This window comes from Allobosea sp. 10L422 (assembly GCF_056395345.1).
The window spans coordinates 206349-224240 of record NZ_JBFTJI010000006.1; the positions used below are offsets into that span (position 1 = coordinate 206349).

Genomic DNA, 17892 nt, shown 5'->3' on the forward strand with positions numbered 1-17892 from the left:
AAGGCCTTCATGCCCGGGCTTGACCCGGGCATCTCATGACAAGGAGGTTTTGGAGGCCCCTCGGGAAAGAGATTCTCGGGCCTGCGCTTCGCTTCGCCCGAGAATGACGGCTAGGAACCGGCCGAAACCGCCGGCTCGGCATGGCTGACCAGCCGGCAGACCTGCGGACGCGCGATCCGCACCGCCCGCTCGATCGCATCGACCGCATCATGCACGGCCACCACGTTCAGGGCCGGGTCGACGCGGCAGTGATAATTGACCACCAGCCCCTTGGCTGTCTGGCGCACGCGCACGCTGTGGATGTCGTGGATAGGGCCGCCGAGCTTCGCAGTCTCGCCTGCCAGCGCCTTGCCGATATCCTCGACAGTCTCCCAGGCGGCGTTGTGGCCATGAGGCTGGCCGGTCTCCATCGGCTCGATATGGGTCTCGACCTCCGTCTCGCCGCCGAATTCCGCCCGGATTGCGCTTTCGAGCCGGGTCGCGATCTCGTGCGCCTCGCCGAGCGGCAGGTTGGCATCGACCTCCATGTCCAGGCTGACCGAGAGTTTGCCGCCGATGCTGTGGACCGTGACATGGTGCACCGGGATCTTCAGCTTGAGAGCGATCAGGAGCACGCGCTCCAGCGCCGTTTCGTCATCGACCTGGACTGGATCGGCCGTGATGGTGATCTCGGCATCGGGCTCGGCCTTCAGCAGGGCCCCGCCGAGCTCGGCCTTGATCGCGGTGACGCGGTCAAGCGGCAGCGTCCGCGAGACGCTGATGCCGATCTCGCCATGGACACGCCCGCCGGCGGGCCGGACCCTGAGCCAATTGATCCCGACCACTCCTGGCACGCGCCGCGCGGCCTCGCGCAGCTTTTCTGTGACACCTTCAGGTGCTGTGTCCATCAGCGTGTCGAGGACGCGGCGGGCCAGCCGGAAGGCCGAGAAGGCGGTGTAGGCCGCGATGGCGAAGGCGGCGGCCGTGTCGGCGCGCTCGAAGCCGTACCAGATGCCGATGAGGCCGGCGAGAACAAGCGCCGAGCCGACGAAATCGGCCGAGAAATGCGTGGCTTCACCGGCGAGCGCCTCGCTGCCGGTCTCCTTTGCGACCTTGGTGAGCGAGCGCCAGCGGATGGCGTCGACCGTCATCGAGAGAAGCATCACGCCGATGACCAGCGGCGTCACCGCGACGTGCTCGATCAGGTTGTGCCACAGCCTGCTGCCGGCCTCCCACAGGATCGCGCCGGCAAGCGTGAACAGGATCGCGGTCTCGACCAGCGCCGCCAGCGCCTCGACCTTGCCATGCCCGTAATGGTGTTCGTCGTCGGCCGGCTTGTCCGAGGCGCGCACGGCGAACCAGGTGAACAGCGTCGAGCCGACATCGACCAGCCCCTGCAGCGCGTCGGTCAGCAGGGCGAGCGAACCGGAAATGATGGCGCCGACCATTTTCGCTGCCGTGAGCAGGATGGTCGCCATCACCGAAAGGATCGCGGCGCGCTGCTTGATCTGTGCGATCTGGGCGGGCGTGGCGCGCTCAGGCGGCGCCATCAATGGGCCGTCTTGCGTTGTCGTCATGGCTCGTCCTGCTTGGCGTACCTTGGAACGCGGCAGCTCTTGCCCGAATTAGAGAAAGGATCAACCCTGTTCCCGCTCAACGAGGAAAGACGATGCGATATCTCCACACCATGGTCCGCGTGACCGATCTCGATCAGGCGCTCGATTTCTACGTCAACAAGTTCGGGCTGGTCGAAACCCGCCGCATCGAGAGCGAGAAGGGCCGCTTCACGCTGGTCTTCCTCGCCGCGTCCGACGATCTGGCCGAGGCCAAGGCCGGCGCCTCGCGCGGCCGCCCGACGCTCGAGCTGACCTATAACTGGGACCCGGAAACCTATACGGGCGGGCGCAATTTCGGCCATCTCGCCTATGAGGTCGACGATATCTACGCGACCTGCGAGAAGCTGATGAAGGCCGGCGTCACCATCAATCGTCCGCCGCGCGACGGCAACATGGCCTTCATTCGCTCGCCCGACAACATCTCGATCGAGCTGCTGCAGAAGGGCGATCCGAAGCCTGTGGCCGAACCCTGGGCCAGCATGCCGAACACCGGGGCCTGGTGAGATCTTGGCCGGCGTCTTCTGCCTCGGCATCGCCACGCTCGACTACGTCTACAGCGTCGAGGCCATGCCGACCCGCGGCGAGAAATACCGCTCGCGCGGGCTCGCCGTGGTCGGCGGCGGCTGCGCCGGCAACGCCTCCGTCGCGATCGCGCGGCTCGGCGGCGCCTGCTGGCTGGCGACGCGCCTCGCCGACGATCTGACCGGCGACCAGATCGTCGCGGATCTGAAGGCGGAGGGCGTCGACGCCGCTTTTGCAAGGCGCGTCGCCGGCCTGACCTCGCCGGTCTCCGCCATCCTCGTCGATGCCGAGGGTGAGCGCATGGTGATCTCCCATTCCGACCCGGCGATGCCGGAGGACGCCGATTGGCTGCCTCCGCGCTTGCCGGAAGGAGCCGACGCCGTCCTCGCCGACACGCGCTGGGGCGAGGGGGCGTTGGCGGCGCTGAAGCTCGCCCGCGCCGCCGGTGTTCCCGGCGTGCTCGACGGCGACCGCAGGCCGCCTCATCCGGAGCTCGTCGGGACGGCGAGCCATGTCGCTTTCAGCCAGCAGGCATTGCGCGAGCTCTCTGGCGAGGAGGATCCGCGAGCCGGGCTCGCGAAGGTGGCGGCGGATGTCCCGACCTGGCTGGCTGTGACGCTCGGCAAGGAAGGCGTGCTCCATGTCGAGCAGGGCGAGGTTCGCCACAGCCCGGCTTTTCCCGTCGAGACCGTCGATACGCTGGGCGCGGGCGATGTCTGGCACGGCGCCTTCGCCCTGGCGCTCGCAGAGGGGCAGGCGGAAGCTGACGCGATCCGATTCGCCTCCGCCGCGGCGGCCATCAAGTGCACCCGCTTCGGCGGCCGCAGCGGCGCGCCCGGCCGCGACGAGGTCGAGCGTTTCCTGGCTGAGGCGTCGCGATAGCCCGATTGCCGGTGGGCGCCTTCGGCCCGGCTTCCGTTCTCCTGTCGGCGTTCTCCGGGGCGTCGCATGTCCGTCACGCAGCTCGGGCATCTGGCCGATGCGCAGCCGCGCATCGGATCAATCTCAGGAGAGAGCATCATGCTGGCGATCCAGGGTCTGAAATGCATCTACGACACCACCGGGCGGGGCTGGTCGATCGAACTTGTCCTCAAGGCAGACGGCGAGGAGGTGGTGCGTCGCTTCGAGGTCGATGGGCCCGATGATGCCGAATTGCTGATCGAAGCCTTCGAGGATTCCTCGGTCAGCGCTTTTGATCCCGAAACCGGCGAGATCGTCTTCGGTTACGAATATCTCGACCTCGACGCCGGAGAAGAGGACGAAGAAGAGGACGAGGAAGAGGCGGCCGAGAACGATGATGAAGACGAGGATGACGAGGACGACGATTCGGCGGAAGATGCCGAAGACGACGAAAAGCTGAAGGCCTGAGTCTGGTATCGGCTGAGCGGAGCCCGGAGGAGTCGGTTCCTTCGGGCATTTCCGGGCGGCGAGCTGCTCGCAGGAAAATGACCGGACGCGGCGCCGAGCGCCGCGACGGGGAAGAGGCATGATGCACGCATGACAAATCTGGAGAGCGAAATTCCAGCTGTGCCGCCGGTCCCCGTGATCGAGCCGCCAACGTCCCACAGTCCGCTCGGCAAGAAGCGTGGCATCTGCGCCATCAGCGGCCAGGATATGGCCCGTAGGAACCTCATCGAGATCGGCACGCTGCGCCCCGCGCTCGTCGATCACATCCGCGCCGACTTTCCGGATCTGCCCGACCACGCGCTGATCAGCCTGAAGGAGCTGGCGCGTTATCGGACCCGCTATGTCGAGGAGATCCTGCGCGAGGAGCACGGCGAATATTCCGACCTCGATCGGGAGGTGGCCGAGAGCATCGCCCGACAGGAGACCATCGCCGAGAACGTCGAGGACGATTTCGAGGAGCATCGCACGCTGGGCGAACGCCTATCCGACAATCTCGCGAGCTTTGGCGGTTCCTGGGCCTTCCTGATCAGCTTTGGCATCGTGCTTGTCGTCTGGATGGCGATCAACGCCGCGATCGGGGAGGGCAAGGCCTTTGACCCCTATCCCTTCATCCTGCTCAATCTCGTCCTGTCCTGCATTGCGGCAGTGCAGGCGCCGATCATCATGATGAGCCAGAAGCGGCAGGAAACGAAGGACCGGCTGCGCTCGCTCAACGACTATCAGGTCAATCTGAAGGCCGAGCTCGAAATCCGGCATTTGCATGAGAAGATGGACCATCTGATTACGCGGCAATGGCAGCGCCTCGCCGAGATCCAGCAGGTCCAGCTCGAGATATTGCAGGATACGCAGCTGCCGAAGGCCAAGCCGAAGCGCCGCAAGAAACCGGCCGCCAAGAAGAAGCGGGCCGTGCCGGCCGATGTGGCAGAACAGGAAGCAGACGCGCTTCCTCTGGCCAATCCCGAGCGGAAAGCCTAGCGGGCGCAGTCGCATTCGATGGCTCCGCTTGGTCCTTGACTCCCCATTGGTCGGCCGATTTCTTCGTCGGCAAACGAATCTGATGGAGGAAAATGATGTTCGCTTCGCGTTTCGCGCCTGCCGGCGCGCTGCTTGCCGGCCTTGTGCTTGCGGCCGCTGCCCAGCCGGCCTTCGCCCAGGGGCAGGTCACGGTCTATTGCTCGATCCTCGAAGAACAGTGCCGCGAAGGCGCGGCGATGTTCGAGAAGGCGACCGGGATCAAGGTCTCGATGATCAGAAAGAGCACTGGCGAGGTCTATGCCCAGGTCAAGGCCGAGGCGAGCAATCCGCGCGGCGATGTCTGGTGGGGCGGGCCGGGCGAGCCGCATCTGCAGGCGGCCGACGAAGGGCTTCTGGACGAGTACAAGTCGCCGAAGTTGCCGGAGCTGCATGACTGGGCGCAGCGCCATGCCGAGCAGTCGAAGTTCCGCACCAATGGCATTTATCTCGGCGCTCTCGGTGTGGGCTACAACACCGAGGTGCTGAAGAAGAAGGGTATCGCCGCCCCTAAATGCTGGGCCGATCTGCTCGATCCCAAGCTGCGCGACGAGGTCCAGATCGCTGATCCCAGCTCGTCGGGCACGGCCTATGTCTTCCTGGCGACGACGGTGCAGCGCCTCGGCGAGGAGAAGGGCTTCGAATTCCTCAAGGACCTGCACAAGAACATCAGCCAGTACACCAAATCCGGTATCGCACCGGTGAAGGCGGCCGCGCTCGGCGAGACGGCGGTCGGCATCGCCTTCATCCATGACATGCTGACGCAGAAGCTCCAGGGCGCGCCGATCGAGACCGTCGCCCCCTGCGAGGGCACCGGCTACGAGACCGGATCGGTCTCGATCATCAAGGGCGGCAAGAACCCTGAAGCCGCGCGCAAATTCGTCGATTTCACGCTCTCGCCCGATGCGCAGAACATCAATGCGAAGCTGAAGATCAACTCGATCCCGTCGAACAAGAACGCGCTGCTCTCGCCGGACGCGCCGAAATTCGCCGAGATGAAGCTGATCGACTACGACACGCCGCGTTGGGGCTCGCCGGCCGAGCGCTCGCGCCTGCTCAAGAAGTTCGACGCCGAGGTCAAGGCGCTGCCGCGCTGACCTCCCACGATCCCGCGAGCTTGGTAGCGCGCCCCTCGGTTTGTGCTACTAAGCTCCGGTCCGGGCTTGAAGCCTCGCGCTCCAGCCCCAGCCATGGGATCGCTGCATATGCTTCGCGCCACTTCCGTCCTTCGCAAAGCCGCTGTTCGCGCCGAGCGCGTCGTCGATACGCTCAGCCTTGGATATCAGGGCCGCAACAGCAACGGCGTCGCCGTGACGGCTGCAGGCGGGCTCGAATTCGCGATCGATCTCGACAAGCCTGCGACGCTGAACGACGGCGATGCGCTGAAGCTGGAGGATGGCCGCCTCGTGCAGGTCAAGGCCGCTCCTGAAAGCCTTCTTGAAGTCCGTGCCGAGAACCCGCTGCGGCTGGTGCGCCTCGCCTGGCATCTCGGCGGCCATCATGTCCCGGCGGAAATGACGCCCGACGCGCTCTATATCCCCAGTCATCCCGCTTTGGCCGAGCTGGTTCGCGGCCAGGGCTGTTCGATGACGGATGTCGAGCGCCCGTTCCAGCCGGAGCAGGAGGTCCACCATCACGCCCACGGCGATGACTGCGGCTGCGGGGACGATCATCACGATCACGATCATGGGCATGCCCATCATGGGCATGACCACAGCCATGGGCATCATCACGAGCACCATGGCCACGATCACGCACATGAGCACCATCACGCTCATGGTGAGAGCTGCGGCCATGATCACGACCATCACGGCCACGGCGATCACGATCATGGTCGCGGCCATGGCGCCGCCGATGGCCACAAGGGCCATTCCCACGATCACTGAGGCGCCGATACCGCGTCATGCTCGGGCTTGACCCGAGCATTTCCGGCCAAAAGGGGCTTTTTATCCTGAAAGCGTTTCTCGGGTCTCCGCTACGCTTCGCCCGAGAATGACGGCTTTGGACTATCTTGAGCTATTGCAAAGGCGGGCTTTAGCCCGCCTTTCGCATCTCACGCAGCGTAACCCTTGAGCTGCGCCAGCGTGGTCATCACGCCGCGCAGCTCCGCGAGGCCACGCAGGCGCCCGACGGCCGGGTAGCCCGGAAAACTGCCCTTGCCGACATCGTCCAGCAACTCGTGGCCGTGGTCGGGGCGCATCGGGATGCGCCAATGCGGGATGCCGGCGGCACGGCGGCGCTGCTCCTCGGCCATCAGCACGTCGATGAGCGCGACCATGTCGGTATCGCCGCCGAGATGCTCGGCTTCCATGAAGGAGCCATCCGGGTCCTTGGCGACATTGCGCAGATGCGCGAACCAGATCTTGTCGGCGAAGCGTCGCGCGATGCGGGGCACGTCATTCTTCGGATTGGCGCCGAGCGAGCCGGAACACAGTGTGAGACCGTTCGACGGGGAATCGACCGCGAGGATGAAGGCGATGTCGTCCTCGGTCGAGCAGATCCGCGGCAGGCCGAAGAGCGAGCGCGGCGGGTCGTCCGGGTGGATGCACATGCGGATGCCGACTTCCTCGGCGGTCGGGATGATCGCCTCGAGGAAACGCTTCAGGTTGGCCCGCAGCTTGTCATGGGTCATGCCGGCATAGCGCTCGAGGATGCGGGCGAGGCCGGGCAGGTCGTAGCGGTCGAAGGCGCCGGGTAGGCCGGCCATGACGCTGGAGAGCAGCCGGTCGCGATCGGCTTGCGAGGACTTGTCGAACCAGGCCTTGGCCTTGTCCATCACCTCGGCCGAATGCCCCTCCTCGGCGCCCTTGCGCTTCAGCATGAAATGATCGAGCGCGACATATTCATGCAGGTTGAAGCGCAGTGCCGTGCCACCGCCGGGCAGTTTGTGGGCCAGCTCGGTGCGGGTCCAGTCCAGCACCGGCATGAAGTTGTAGCAGATCACCTCGAGTCCGCAGGCCGCGAGGTTGCGCATCGACTGGCGGTAGTTCTCGAAGACGGTTTCGAGATCGCCTTCGCCGATCTTGACGCTYTCATGGATMGGCAGGCTTTCGACCACCTTCCATTCCAGGCCGAAGCTTTTGTCCGAGCGGATGATCGCCTGGCGCTTCTCGATCTCCTCGACGCTCCAGACCACGCCGTAGGGGATCTGGTGCAGCGAGTTCACGATGCCGGTCGCCCCGGCCTGCCTGGCCTGAGCCAGAGTCACGACATCGTCCGGCCCGAACCAGCGCCAGCATTGTTCCATTGTCGGTAATCCTTCGAGAAAAATCGCTTTATCGGGGCGGATGGGCCTCAGGAGGCATCGTGCTCGAGGCGTGAATCGTCGAATGCGTCCGCATGGTCCTTCGCGATCGTGTCGATCGTCGCGAAGACGGTGCGCAGATGCGCGCGCATCGCGGCCTCCGCGCCTTTTGCGTCATGTTTCATGACGCAGGCGGCGATGATCCTGTGCTCGTGCAGGATCACCTCGGACCAGGACGGGGTTTCGAGGGAGAGGCAGCGCACCCGGTCCATCTGGGCCTTCACGCCCTCGATCATGCTCCAGACGGCCCGGTGGCCGGCGATGCGCGAGATTTCGGCGTGGAACACCTCGTCGAGGCGGAAAATCTCGGACCGGTCCTGTCGCCGCACGGCCTCCGCCTGCTCTTCGATCTGCGCTTCGAGCCGGCGGCGGTCGGCGTCGCCGATGCACTGGGCGGCGAGCACCACGGTGCGGCATTCCAGCGTCTCGCGGACGAACTGGCTGTCATGGACGGCGGCGAGGTCGATCGGCGCGACGAAGGTGCCGACCTGCGGCACCGCGACCAGGAAGCCCTCGTCGACAAGCCGCTTGAACGCTTCCCGCACCGGGGTGCGGCTGACGCCGAAGCGCAGCGCCATCCGCGCCTCGGACATCGATTCGCGGGGCTTCAGCGCGCCGCTGATGATGTCCGTGCGTAGCACGCTGTAGATCTGATCCGTGCTATGACGGGCTGCAGGGTGGGCCATTGCCAAGCTCTTGATGACTAGTATACTAGGATACCGATCAACCGGGGGCTGCGTCAACTTGGCAGGTTCCCGGGTCGCAAGGCGGGCTCCGGATGCGGCGGCCGGACCGTCGGAACATAAAAAAGCTGAAGAAGCGGGCATCCGCATCTGGAGGAGAAAACATGGCTCAGGACAGCATCAATCGGCGCCATTTCATTGGTGGCGTCGCCGGTCTCGGCGCAGCAATGCAGGCGCCGGGCGTCTTCGCGCAGCAGCTCAAGCTGCCGGCATCGCCGCTCACGATCAGCATCATCGACGTCGGCGGCGCCTTGGCGCTGGTTCAGACGCCGCTTGAGAATTACGCCAAGGCAAACCCCAAGGCCGTCTCGCGGATGGTCTTCACCAAGGCTCCGGCGCCCGAGCTGCCGGCCAAGCTGAAGGCTCAGCAGAACGCCGGCCGTTCCGACATCGACTTCGTCATCGGCGGTCTCGACGTGCTCTCCGCCGGCATCGACCAGAAGCTCTGGATCGAGCTGTTCCCGCGCTTCGCTTCCGAATTGCCGAAGCCCGACGACGTGCTCCTGAAGCCGGCGCTCGCCATGCACAATCTCGGGCAGGGCCAGGCCATGGCGATGGTCTATTACCCCTCCGGCCCGCTGCTCGAGTACATGCCGGACAAGGTCAAGAACGTGCCGACCACGGCCGAGGAACTGCTGGCCTGGACGAAGCAGAACAAGAACCGCTTCCTCTATGCCCGCCCGGCCAATTCGGGCCCCGGCCGCACCTGGATCATGGGTCTGCCCTACATCCTCGGCGACAAGGACCCGAAGGATCCGGAGAAGGGCTGGGACAAGACCTGGGCCTATCTGAAGGAGCTCGGCGAGAACATCGAGTACTATCCGGGCGGCACCGGCGCGACGATGAAGGAACTCGGCGACGGCTCGCGCGACATCATCGTCAGCACGACGGGCTGGGACATCAACCCGCGCGTGCTCGGCATCGTGCCGAAGGAAGCCAAGATCCAGGCGCTCAAGGGTTTCCACTGGGTCACCGACGCCCAGTACATGATGATCCCGAAGGGTGTGTCCGACGAGAAGCTCGCCGTTCTGCTCGATCTGGTCCGTCACATGCTGACGCCCGCGCAGCAGGCCTTCACCTATGACGAAGGCTATTTCTATCCGGGTCCGGCCGTGAAGGACGTGCCGCTCTCGATGGCGCCGGCTTCCAGCCAGAAGGCCATCGCCGAGTTCGGCCGCCCCGAATACGAGAAGCTGATCGCCGATAACCCGATGGAAACGCCGCTCGATCCGGAGAAGATGGTCGTCGCCTTCCGCATCTGGGACGAGCAGGTCGGCGGCGCCAAGAAGAAGTAAGACCGGTCACGGCGGCGGGCTTCGGCCGTAATTCGAAGTCCGCCGCCGGGCATTTCGACCCCGCTCTCAGATCATCCGGAAGCCATGACCATCAACGCAGCTTCGTTCCGCGAGCTCAAGCTCGACCGCCTGAGCCGTGACTTCGGCACCCATAACGCGCTCAAGGACGTCTCGCTGACGATCGGCAAGGGCGAGTTCATCGCTTTGCTCGGGCCTTCCGGCTGCGGCAAGTCTACGACCCTGAACCTGATTGCCGGCCTGCTGCCTGCGACGGGCGGCGGCATTTGGCTCGACGACAAGCGCATTGACCCGCTGCGGCCGGAAGAACGCGGCTTCGGCATGGTTTTCCAGAACTACGCCCTGTTCCCGCACATGACGGTGAACAAGAACATCGGCTTCGGCCTCAAGATGCGCGGCATGCCGCGCGCCGAGATCGACAAGCGCGTGGCGGAAGCCGCGGCGCTGGTGCATTTGCAGGGCCAGACCGAGAAGCTGCCCGGCCAGCTTTCGGGCGGGCAGCAGCAGCGTGTCGCCATCGCGCGCGCCATCGTCGTCGAGCCGCCGCTCGTGCTGATGGACGAGCCGCTCTCGAACCTCGACGCCAAGCTGCGCCTGGAGATGCGCGCCGAGATCCGCCGCATCCACAATACGCTCGGCGCCACCACGATCTATGTCACCCACGACCAGGAGGAGGCGCTTTCGCTCGCCGACCGCATCGTCGTGCTGCGTGACGGGCAGGTTCGCCAGGTCGGCACGCCGGAGGACCTCTTCCTGCGGCCGGACCATCTCGACGTCGCGGAGTTCATGGGCTTCCGCAACAAGGTGAAGGGCAAGGTCGTCTCGGCAGGCGAGGGCAGGGCGACTGTAGCCGTCGGCGATGCGCAGCTTTCGGGCCGCGCCCGCGCTGCGGTCTCGGCCGGTTCCGACGGCACTCTGGCCATCCGCCCGGAGGATCTGCATCCCGTGGCATCCGGCCAGCCCGGCCTCAAGGCCAAGGTGGTCTCGACCGAGTTCCGCGGCCGCGAGTTCGTCGGCTTCGCCCGCATGGCTGACGGTACCGACCTCTCCTTCCTGGCCCGTGACAAGCTGTCTCCGGGCGAGGCGGTGACGCTGACCGCCGATCCGGAACGCGTCCTCGTCTACGGAGGGGCGGCGTGAGCACGGACCTCTCCTCCATTCCGCTGAAGCAGAGGCTGGCCGCCCGTGGCTTCGACGGGCTGACCCTGCTCGTCGTGCCGGCGATCCTGTTCCTGCTGGCGCTGTTCATCTACCCGTTCCTCTACGGGCTGGTCCTTTCCTTCGAGCCGAAGGCCGGCGGCGTCTTCGCCAACTACCAGCGCTTCTTCTCCGATTCCTTCCTCTATGGGACGATCGGAACCACGCTGTGGCTCGCCCTGCCGGTGACGGTCGCGACGCTCCTGCTCGCGATCCCGGTCGCCTTCCGCGTCCGGCTGATGCAGAACCAGCGCCTGCTGACGACCATCCTGGTTATCCCGATCACGCTCGGCACCGTGCTCGTCGCTCAAGGCCTGCTGAACTATCTCGGCCCGCAAGGCTGGTTCAACCGCACGCTGATGACGCTCGGCCTCATCTCGACCCCGGTGAAGCTGCTTCACAACTACTGGGGCGTGATGCTGTCGCTGGTCATCACCGGCTTCCCCTTCACCTTCCTGCTGACGCTCTCCTACCTCTCCGGCATCGATCCGGCGCTTGAGCAGGCGGGCGCGACGCTGGGCGCCGGCCCCTGGGAGCGCTTCAAGCACATTCTCCTGCCGCTGCTGCTGCCGGGCCTCGCCATCACCTTCTGCCTGAGCTTCGTGCAGGCCTTCTCGGTCTTCCCCTCGGCGGTGCTGCTCGGCGCGCCGGCCGGGCCGACCCGCGTGATCTCGATCGCGGCCTATCAGGCGGCCTTCGAGGAATACGATTACTCGATGGCGTCCGCCGTCGCGATGATCATGGGCATGGTTCAGCTTGCCATCGTCGTCGTGGTGCTGGCGGCGCGCGGCCTGCTCTATCGCGGCCCTGCCGGCGGCGGAAAGGGCTGAGCCGATGGTCAAGGATACACGTCTCTCGACGAAGCTCTGGGCAGCCGCCAACTGGACGCTAATCGGCTTCTTCATCGTCAACCTCTTCGCGATGATCGCGACGGTGGTGACGTCCTCCTTCGCGACGCGCTGGCTCGGCACCTGGCTGCCGGCCGGTTGGACGACGCGCTGGTATTCGGCCGCCTGGTCGGAATTCCAGCTCCACGACGTGCTGCTGGTCACCTTCCAGATCGTCTTCCTGGTGGTGGCGCTCTCAGGGCTGATCGGTGTGCCCGCGGCCTATGCGCTGGCGCGGCGGGATTTCCCGGGCAAGAAGCTGGTGATGCTGCTCTTCCTGCTGCCGCTGCTGGTGCCGCCGATCACCTTCGGCATTCCGCTCGCGACCGTGCTCTACCAGACCGGCTTCGCCGGCCAGATGTCGGGCGTGGTGCTGGCGAACCTCGTGCCGACCGTGCCCTTCGTCATCCTGGTGATGATCCCCTTCATCGAGCAGATCGACACCAAGATCGAGTCGGCGGCGCGCGTCTTCGGCGCCAACACCTTCAAGCTCTTCGTGCATGTGTTGCTGCCGCTGCTGATGCCCGGCATCCTCGCTGCATTGCTGCTGGTGCTGGTGCGGACGCTGGCGATGTTCGAGCTGACCTTCCTGACGGCCGGCCCGACCAGCCAGACACTCGTCGTCGCGCTGTATTACGCGGTCTTCGCTGCCGGCGTGCGCGCGGTACAGTCGATCGACGCCATGGCCGTGATCTACATGATCACGACGCTGATCTGGCTGATCATCGCTCTGCGCTTCGTCAACCCAACGCAGATCGTCGCCCGCGCCAAGAAGTGAGCCGACGAGCCGGCGTGCAAAATCGCGCCGGATGCGTTAGGGGAGCGGCCATGAACTTGCCGCTCCCGAACATGCGCTTCTCTGTGGCACCCATGATGGACTGGACCGATTCCGCCTGCCGGATCATCCACCGCCTGATGTCGCGCCATGCGCTGCTCTACACCGAGATGGTGACGGCGCAGGCGGTGATCCGCGGCGACCGCCAGCGTCTGATTGGCTTCGATGCCGGGGAACACCCGGTCGCGCTACAGCTCGGCGGCAACGATCCAAAGCTCCTGGCCGAAGCGGCGAAGATCGGTGCCGATTTCGGCTATGACGAGATCAACCTGAATTGCGGCTGCCCCTCCGACCGGGTGCAGGGCGGTGCCTTCGGCGCCTGCCTGATGCGCGAACCGGCGCTGGTCGGCGATTGCGTCGCGGCGATGAAGGCCGCGGTTTCCATTCCCGTGACCGTGAAATGCCGCATCGGGGTCGATGATCAGGACCCGGAAGTGGCGCTCGACGCTCTCACTGCTTCTGTCCACGCCGCTGGCGTCGATGCGCTGATTGTCCATGCTCGCAAGGCCTGGCTGCAGGGCCTCTCGCCCAAGGAGAACCGCGAGATCCCGCCGCTCGATTATGAGCGAGCCTATCGGCTGAAAGCTGCCAACCCCGATCTGCCGATCGCCATCAACGGCGGCATCAAGGCGCCGTCCGAATGGCCGCGGCATCTGGAGAAGCTCGACGGCGTGATGATCGGCCGCGAGGCCTATCAGAACCCGGAAATCCTGCTGCAGGTCGATCCGCTGCTCTTCGGCTCGGATGCGCCCGTGCCGGATGCCTTCGCCATGCTGGAAGCGCTGGAGCCGCATATCGCCGCGCGTCTCGAGCGGGGCGGGCGGCTGCACGCCTTCACCCGCCACCTCGTCGGACTGTTTCCGGCCCGCCCCGGCGCACGCCTCTTCCGCCGCCATCTCGCAGAGCGCTGCGTGGGAGCGGATGCGACGCTGGACGATCTTCGTGCCGCCGTCGCGCATGTCTCGCGACACGAGGCTGCTGTGGCGGCCTGAGCCGGCGTTCAGGTCACGGCTGCAGGTCGAGCGGGGCGATCAGCCGCGTCGTGCCGCCTCGATCGCGGCGACATCGATTTTCCGCATCGTCATCATCGCGGCAAAGGCGCGCTTCGCTTCCTCGCCGCCGACGGCCAGCGCCTCCGACAGCACCCGCGGCGTGATCTGCCAGGAGATGCCCCATTTGTCCTTGCACCAGCCGCAGGCGCTCTCCCGGCCGCCATTGCCGACGATGGCGTTCCAGTAGTGGTCGGTCTCCTGCTGGTCGTCGGTGGCGACCTGGAACGAGAAGGCCTCGCTGTGCTTGAAGGTGGGGCCGCCATTGAGGCCGAGGCAGGGTATGCCGAGAACCGTGAAGGTGACCGTCAGCACATCGCCGGCCTTGCCGGAAGGAAAATCGGTGGGCGCACGGAAGACCGCGTCGACGGCGCTGTCGGGAAAGGTCTGAGCGTAGAAGCGTGCCGCGGCCTCGGCGTCCTTATCGTACCAGAGGCAAATCGTGTTCTTGGCAGTCGTCATTGCGTTTCCTTTCGAAAAGCGCTCCGGCTGTCAGGCTGCGGCGGTGCGTCCGCCGAGATAGGCAGCGCGGATTTCCTCGTTCGACCAGAGCTGTTCCGGCGTGCCGGAGAGTACAAGCTTGCCGGTTTCCAGCACATAGCCGCGATCGGCCACCGACAGGCCCATGCGGGCGTTCTGCTCGACCAGCAGCACCGTCGTGCCGCGCCGGCGTATCTCGGCGATGATCGCGAACACCGCCTGGACGATGACCGGCGCCAATCCTAGCGACGGCTCGTCGAGCAGCAGGATGCGCGGTTTCGCCATCAGGCCGCGCGCGACCGCCACCATCTGCTGCTGGCCGCCCGAGAGCGTCCAGCCCAGCGCATTGGCGAAGCGGCGGATATCGGGGAACAGGTCGAACATCTCGTCCGCTTCGCGCCTGATCGCGGCGGTCTTCAGGCCGGGCCGGTTCGAGGCGCCGAGCATGATGTTCTCGCGCACGCTCAACCCCGGAAAGACGCGCCGGCCTTCCGGCACATGGGCGATGCCGCGGCGCACGATCGCCTCGGGCCTAAGGCCGACGATCGACTGACCTTCGAAGAGGATGTCGCCCGAGGCCGGCTTCGCGAGGCCGGAGATGGCGCGCAGCGTGGTGGATTTGCCGGCCCCGTTCGAGCCGAGCAGGGTGACGACCTCGCCGGCCTCGACGACGAGCGAGATGCCGTCGACGGCTTCGACCTCGCCGTAGCGAACGACGAGGGATTTCAGTTCAAGCAGGGACATCGGGTGCCGTTCCCAGATAGGCCGCGATCACGTCGGGATGCTTCAGCACGTCGGCGGAATAGCCGTCGGCGATGCGGCGGCCGAAGTTCAGCACGGTAATGTGCTGCGCGACCTCGCTCACCAGGGTCATGTCGTGGTCGATGATGAGGATGGTGAGGCCGCGGGCCGAGATGCGCTTGAGCAGATTGCGCAGCTCGACCTTCTCCGAGGAGTTGAGCCCCGCGCCGGGCTCGTCGAGCAGGAGCAGGACGGGATCGCCGGCCAAAGCGCGGGCGATCTCGACCGCACGCTGATGGCCATAGGAAAAATTCGCCACAACCTCGTCAGCCCGGTCCTCCAGATCGACGAAGGCGAGCGCCGCCCGCGCACGCGCCAGCAGCGCGGCGGGGTCGTTGCCGATCGGGCTTCCTGGGCGCTCGGCACCGACCATGACGTTCTCCAGCGCCGTCATCGAGCGCCAGAGCCGGATGTTCTGGAAGGTGCGGCCGAGCCCGGCCCTGGTGCGGGCATGCGGCGGCAGGTCGGTGATGTCCTGCCCGTTGAGCTTGATGGTTCCGGCCGTCGCCCGGTAGAGGCCGGAGAGGACGTTCAGCGTCGTGGTCTTGCCGGACCCGTTCGGGCCGATCAGAGCATGCACGCCGCCGCGCTTGATGGTGAGATCGACCTCGTCGACCGCCTTGAGGCCGCCGAAATGCTTGGAGAGCCCGCGCACCTCCATCACGGTCTCGGTGCCTTCACCGCCGCCCGACAGTTGCAGCGTCGCGGCCGTCCGGCCGGGCAGCACGGCCCGCTTGAAGCGGTCGAGCTGGCCGCGCAGGAAGCCCCAGATGCCGTCCGGCATGAACAGCACGATCAGGATCACCGCCGCGCCATAGATCGCGAGATAGAGGCCGGGGATGCTCTTGAGGAAGCGCAGCCATTCCGGGATCAGGATCAGCAGGCCCGTGCCGATGACGGCGCCGACCGGCGAGGCGACGCCGCCAAGCAGCACCATGGTCAGGAACACCACCGACTCCGCGAAGGAGAACTGGTCCGGGCTGACATAGGCGAAGCCGCCGGCGAAGAGACCGCCGCCGATGCCGCCGAGGATGGCGGAGAGGGCGAAGGCCGTGACCTTGGTGCGGTAGACGTCGATGCCGGCGACGCCGGCGGCGAGTTCGTTGTCGCGCACCGCCCGCATGGCGCGGCCGAGCTTGGTGTCGCGCAGGCGCCAGACCAGATAGCCGAGTATGCCCAGCAGCGCGATGCAGAGCGCGAGATAGGTCGAGCCGTCCGTGAATAGCGGTGGCCGCGGGATGGCGCGGACACCGTCCGGCCCTTTGGTGACGGGGATCCAGTTGATCAGGACGAGGGTGACGATCTGCTGGAAGGAGATCGTCACCATGGCGAGGTAGTGGCCGCCGAGCCGGAGCGTCGAGGCGCCGAGCAGCGCGCCGAAGCCGGCGGCAAGGCCGGTGCCGACCAGCAGGCAGACCCAGAAATTCAGGCCGTAATCGGTCTGGCCGAGGCCAACCGCATAGGCGCCGAGCCCGAAGAAGGCAGCCTGCGCCAGATTGATCTGGCCGCAGAGCCCCAGCACGATCGTCAACCCGAGCACGGCGATGGCATAGGTCGTCGCCTGCATCGAGATGTTGAGGATATAGCCGGTCTTGGGGACGATGATGGCGAGCGTCATCGCCGCGAGGACGAGCAGGATATAGGCCGGGACGCCCCAGCGCAGACGCGGCCGGATGTCGTCTGTGGCGGCGGTGGTTTCGGTCGTGCTCATGCTTTTTCCGCCACGCGCTCGCCGAAGATGCCCTGCGGCCGGAAGATCAGGAAGGCGATCAGCACCAGGAAGGCGAAGCCGTCCTTGTAGGGCACGGAGATATAGGCGGCGCCGAAAGTCTCGATGACGCCGAGCGCGAGGCCACCGATGATCGCGCCCGTTACGTCGCCGAAGCCGCCGATGATGGTGGCTGCGAAGGCCTTAAGCGCGATGGTCGCGCCCATGCCGATCGAGACGAAGAGGACCGGCGCGACCAGGATGCCCGCAATCCCGCCGATCACCGCCGAATAGACGAAGGTGATCATGATCATCACTGCGACGGGAATGCCGAGCAGCGAGGCCGTCTCCTTGTCCTGCGAGGTCGCCTGCAACTTCTTGCCGAGCAGGGTGTGCTCGAAGAACCAGTATTGGAGCGCGACCAGCAGTGCGGTCACGACGATGATCAGGACGTATTGGTTGTCGAGATAGACCGGGCCGAGCATGAAGCCGGGCGTGTCGAACCAGCCGGAGAGCACCTCCGGCTCCGGTCCGTGGATCGCGAGCGTGGTGTTGGCCATGAAGATCGAGGCGCCGATCGTCGAGATGATGACCGGCAGGTAGGTGCGGTGGCGCAGCGGATAATAGACCGCGAGATTGAAGACCGTGCCGAGCCCCGCCATGCAGACCAGAGCGATGATGAAAGCCATCCAGTAGGGCAGGCCGATCTTGACCGAGAAGACCACCATCAGGAAGGCGGCCACCATCGAGAACTCGCCCTGGGCGAAATTCACGACATTGGTGGCCCGGAAGATCAGGACGAAGCCGAGCGCGACCAGCGCATAGACCGAGCCGATGCCGATCCCGGTGAAAAGAAGCTGAAGAACGAGATCCATCTGTCTACCGCGCTTGCGTGGAGCCGATCGGTCCTTCGCGGCGAACGGCGCGAGGCCGCCCGCCTCGAAAGGCGTGGTACGAGATGCGCCGTGCGGCTTTCGCCGTGCGAGGTTCGTTGTCGAGCCCCGCGCGGCTGCCGGATCCCCGCTTCGCAGAGAAGCCGG

Annotated in this window: 18 protein-coding genes; 11 read left to right on the forward strand and 7 right to left on the reverse strand. The window is 65.8% G+C overall.

Going from position 1 to position 17892, the window contains the following annotated elements:
• Positions 1-110: 110 nt before the first annotated feature.
• Positions 111-1556 (reverse strand): cation diffusion facilitator family transporter, encoded by a 1446-nt coding sequence (locus AC1DEZ_RS14365; RefSeq protein WP_441512262.1) that lies wholly within the window; start codon positions 1554-1556, stop codon positions 111-113.
• Positions 1557-1648: 92 nt separating this feature from the next.
• On the opposite strand from AC1DEZ_RS14365, the gene AC1DEZ_RS14370 reads away from it, so the two are divergent.
• From AC1DEZ_RS14370 to AC1DEZ_RS14395, 6 genes are all read left to right on the forward strand, one after another.
• Positions 1649-2098, forward strand: a complete 450-nt coding sequence (locus AC1DEZ_RS14370) for a VOC family protein (protein ID WP_441512263.1) — start codon at positions 1649-1651, stop codon at positions 2096-2098.
• A 4-nt stretch (positions 2099-2102) separates the two neighbouring features.
• Complete coding sequence (locus AC1DEZ_RS14375) at positions 2103-2999, forward strand: PfkB family carbohydrate kinase (RefSeq protein ID WP_441512264.1); 897 nt, start codon at positions 2103-2105, stop codon at positions 2997-2999.
• A gap of 66 nt (positions 3000-3065) precedes the next feature.
• Complete coding sequence (locus tag AC1DEZ_RS14380; RefSeq protein WP_441512265.1) at positions 3066-3485, forward strand: hypothetical protein; 420 nt, start codon at positions 3066-3068, stop codon at positions 3483-3485.
• Positions 3486-3614: 129 nt separating this feature from the next.
• Entirely contained in the window at positions 3615-4499 is an 885-nt protein-coding gene (locus AC1DEZ_RS14385) for a DUF1003 domain-containing protein (protein WP_441512266.1), read from the forward strand.
• 95 nt (positions 4500-4594) lie between these two features.
• Positions 4595-5632, forward strand: coding sequence for an ABC transporter substrate-binding protein (locus AC1DEZ_RS14390; protein WP_441512555.1), 1038 nt, complete (start codon positions 4595-4597; stop codon positions 5630-5632).
• A 108-nt stretch (positions 5633-5740) separates the two neighbouring features.
• Positions 5741-6421, forward strand: coding sequence for an urease accessory protein UreE (locus tag AC1DEZ_RS14395; protein ID WP_441512267.1), 681 nt, complete (start codon positions 5741-5743; stop codon positions 6419-6421).
• Positions 6422-6588: 167 nt separating this feature from the next.
• Here the strand turns inward: AC1DEZ_RS14395 and uxuA are convergent, their stop codons facing one another.
• Together uxuA and AC1DEZ_RS14405 are read right to left on the reverse strand one after the other, a co-directional pair.
• On the reverse strand, positions 6589-7782 hold the full coding sequence (gene uxuA / locus AC1DEZ_RS14400; RefSeq protein ID WP_476779832.1) for a mannonate dehydratase: 1194 nt from the start codon (positions 7780-7782) through the stop codon (positions 6589-6591).
• Between the two features lie 47 nt (positions 7783-7829).
• On the reverse strand, positions 7830-8672 hold the full coding sequence (locus tag AC1DEZ_RS14405; protein ID WP_441512269.1) for a GntR family transcriptional regulator: 843 nt from the start codon (positions 8670-8672) through the stop codon (positions 7830-7832).
• A gap of 14 nt (positions 8673-8686) precedes the next feature.
• Between AC1DEZ_RS14405 and AC1DEZ_RS14410 the strand changes: the two genes are divergently transcribed.
• The 5 genes from AC1DEZ_RS14410 (at position 8687) to dusA (ending at position 13806) form a co-directional block, all read left to right on the forward strand.
• The gene (locus AC1DEZ_RS14410) at positions 8687-9877 is read left to right on the forward strand and encodes an extracellular solute-binding protein (protein ID WP_441512270.1); all 1191 of its coding nucleotides are present in this window, start codon (positions 8687-8689) and stop codon (positions 9875-9877) included.
• 90 nt (positions 9878-9967) lie between these two features.
• Positions 9968-11035, forward strand: coding sequence for an ABC transporter ATP-binding protein (locus AC1DEZ_RS14415; protein WP_441512556.1), 1068 nt, complete (start codon positions 9968-9970; stop codon positions 11033-11035).
• Positions 11032-11922 carry an ABC transporter permease gene (locus AC1DEZ_RS14420; protein WP_441512271.1) on the forward strand — a complete coding sequence of 297 codons (891 nt, stop codon included), beginning with the start codon at positions 11032-11034 and terminating at the stop codon, positions 11920-11922. The genes AC1DEZ_RS14415 and AC1DEZ_RS14420 overlap by 4 nt, the downstream gene beginning before the upstream one ends.
• 4 nt (positions 11923-11926) lie before the next feature.
• Positions 11927-12757, forward strand: a complete 831-nt coding sequence (locus AC1DEZ_RS14425) for an ABC transporter permease (protein ID WP_441512272.1) — start codon at positions 11927-11929, stop codon at positions 12755-12757.
• Between the two features lie 50 nt (positions 12758-12807).
• A complete protein-coding gene (gene dusA / locus AC1DEZ_RS14430; RefSeq protein WP_441512273.1) occupies positions 12808-13806 on the forward strand; it encodes a tRNA dihydrouridine(20/20a) synthase DusA in 999 nt (332 codons plus the stop codon).
• 39 nt (positions 13807-13845) lie between these two features.
• Here the strand turns inward: dusA and AC1DEZ_RS14435 are convergent, their stop codons facing one another.
• Genes AC1DEZ_RS14435 through AC1DEZ_RS14450 form a run of 4 tightly spaced genes read right to left on the reverse strand, consistent with a single transcriptional unit; the run spans position 13846 to position 17727 of the window.
• Positions 13846-14325, reverse strand: a complete 480-nt coding sequence (locus tag AC1DEZ_RS14435; protein ID WP_441512274.1) for a VOC family protein — start codon at positions 14323-14325, stop codon at positions 13846-13848.
• A 30-nt stretch (positions 14326-14355) separates the two neighbouring features.
• Complete coding sequence (locus AC1DEZ_RS14440) at positions 14356-15087, reverse strand: ABC transporter ATP-binding protein (protein ID WP_441512275.1); 732 nt, start codon at positions 15085-15087, stop codon at positions 14356-14358.
• Positions 15074-16855 carry a branched-chain amino acid ABC transporter ATP-binding protein/permease gene (locus AC1DEZ_RS14445; RefSeq protein ID WP_441512276.1) on the reverse strand — a complete coding sequence of 594 codons (1782 nt, stop codon included), beginning with the start codon at positions 16853-16855 and terminating at the stop codon, positions 15074-15076. Before AC1DEZ_RS14445 ends, AC1DEZ_RS14440 begins: the two co-directional genes overlap by 14 nt.
• Complete coding sequence (locus AC1DEZ_RS14450) at positions 16852-17727, reverse strand: branched-chain amino acid ABC transporter permease (RefSeq protein WP_441512277.1); 876 nt, start codon at positions 17725-17727, stop codon at positions 16852-16854. Before AC1DEZ_RS14450 ends, AC1DEZ_RS14445 begins: the two co-directional genes overlap by 4 nt.
• Positions 17728-17892: the final 165 nt, after the last annotated feature.

Excerpts from the sequence above, each read along its gene's own strand:
- AC1DEZ_RS14450 (WP_441512277.1), bottom strand. The coding sequence starts at position 17,727 with ATGGATCTCGTTCTTCAGCTTCTTTTCACCGGGATCGGCATCGGCTCG.
- AC1DEZ_RS14410 (WP_441512270.1), top strand. The coding sequence starts at position 8,687 with ATGGCTCAGGACAGCATCAATCGGCGCCATTTCATTGGTGGCGTCGCC.
- AC1DEZ_RS14395 (WP_441512267.1), top strand. The coding sequence starts at position 5,741 with ATGCTTCGCGCCACTTCCGTCCTTCGCAAAGCCGCTGTTCGCGCCGAG.
- AC1DEZ_RS14380 (WP_441512265.1), top strand. The coding sequence starts at position 3,066 with ATGTCCGTCACGCAGCTCGGGCATCTGGCCGATGCGCAGCCGCGCATC.
- AC1DEZ_RS14435 (WP_441512274.1), bottom strand. The coding sequence starts at position 14,325 with ATGACGACTGCCAAGAACACGATTTGCCTCTGGTACGATAAGGACGCC.
- AC1DEZ_RS14445 (WP_441512276.1), bottom strand. The coding sequence starts at position 16,855 with ATGAGCACGACCGAAACCACCGCCGCCACAGACGACATCCGGCCGCGT.
- AC1DEZ_RS14390 (WP_441512555.1), top strand. The coding sequence starts at position 4,595 with ATGTTCGCTTCGCGTTTCGCGCCTGCCGGCGCGCTGCTTGCCGGCCTT.
- AC1DEZ_RS14405 (WP_441512269.1), bottom strand. The coding sequence starts at position 8,672 with ATGCGGATGCCCGCTTCTTCAGCTTTTTTATGTTCCGACGGTCCGGCC.
- AC1DEZ_RS14365 (WP_441512262.1), bottom strand. The coding sequence starts at position 1,556 with ATGACGACAACGCAAGACGGCCCATTGATGGCGCCGCCTGAGCGCGCC.
- AC1DEZ_RS14370 (WP_441512263.1), top strand. The coding sequence starts at position 1,649 with ATGCGATATCTCCACACCATGGTCCGCGTGACCGATCTCGATCAGGCG.
- AC1DEZ_RS14425 (WP_441512272.1), top strand. The coding sequence starts at position 11,927 with ATGGTCAAGGATACACGTCTCTCGACGAAGCTCTGGGCAGCCGCCAAC.
- AC1DEZ_RS14440 (WP_441512275.1), bottom strand. The coding sequence starts at position 15,087 with ATGTCCCTGCTTGAACTGAAATCCCTCGTCGTTCGCTACGGCGAGGTC.
- dusA (WP_441512273.1), top strand. The coding sequence starts at position 12,808 with ATGAACTTGCCGCTCCCGAACATGCGCTTCTCTGTGGCACCCATGATG.
- AC1DEZ_RS14385 (WP_441512266.1), top strand. The coding sequence starts at position 3,615 with ATGACAAATCTGGAGAGCGAAATTCCAGCTGTGCCGCCGGTCCCCGTG.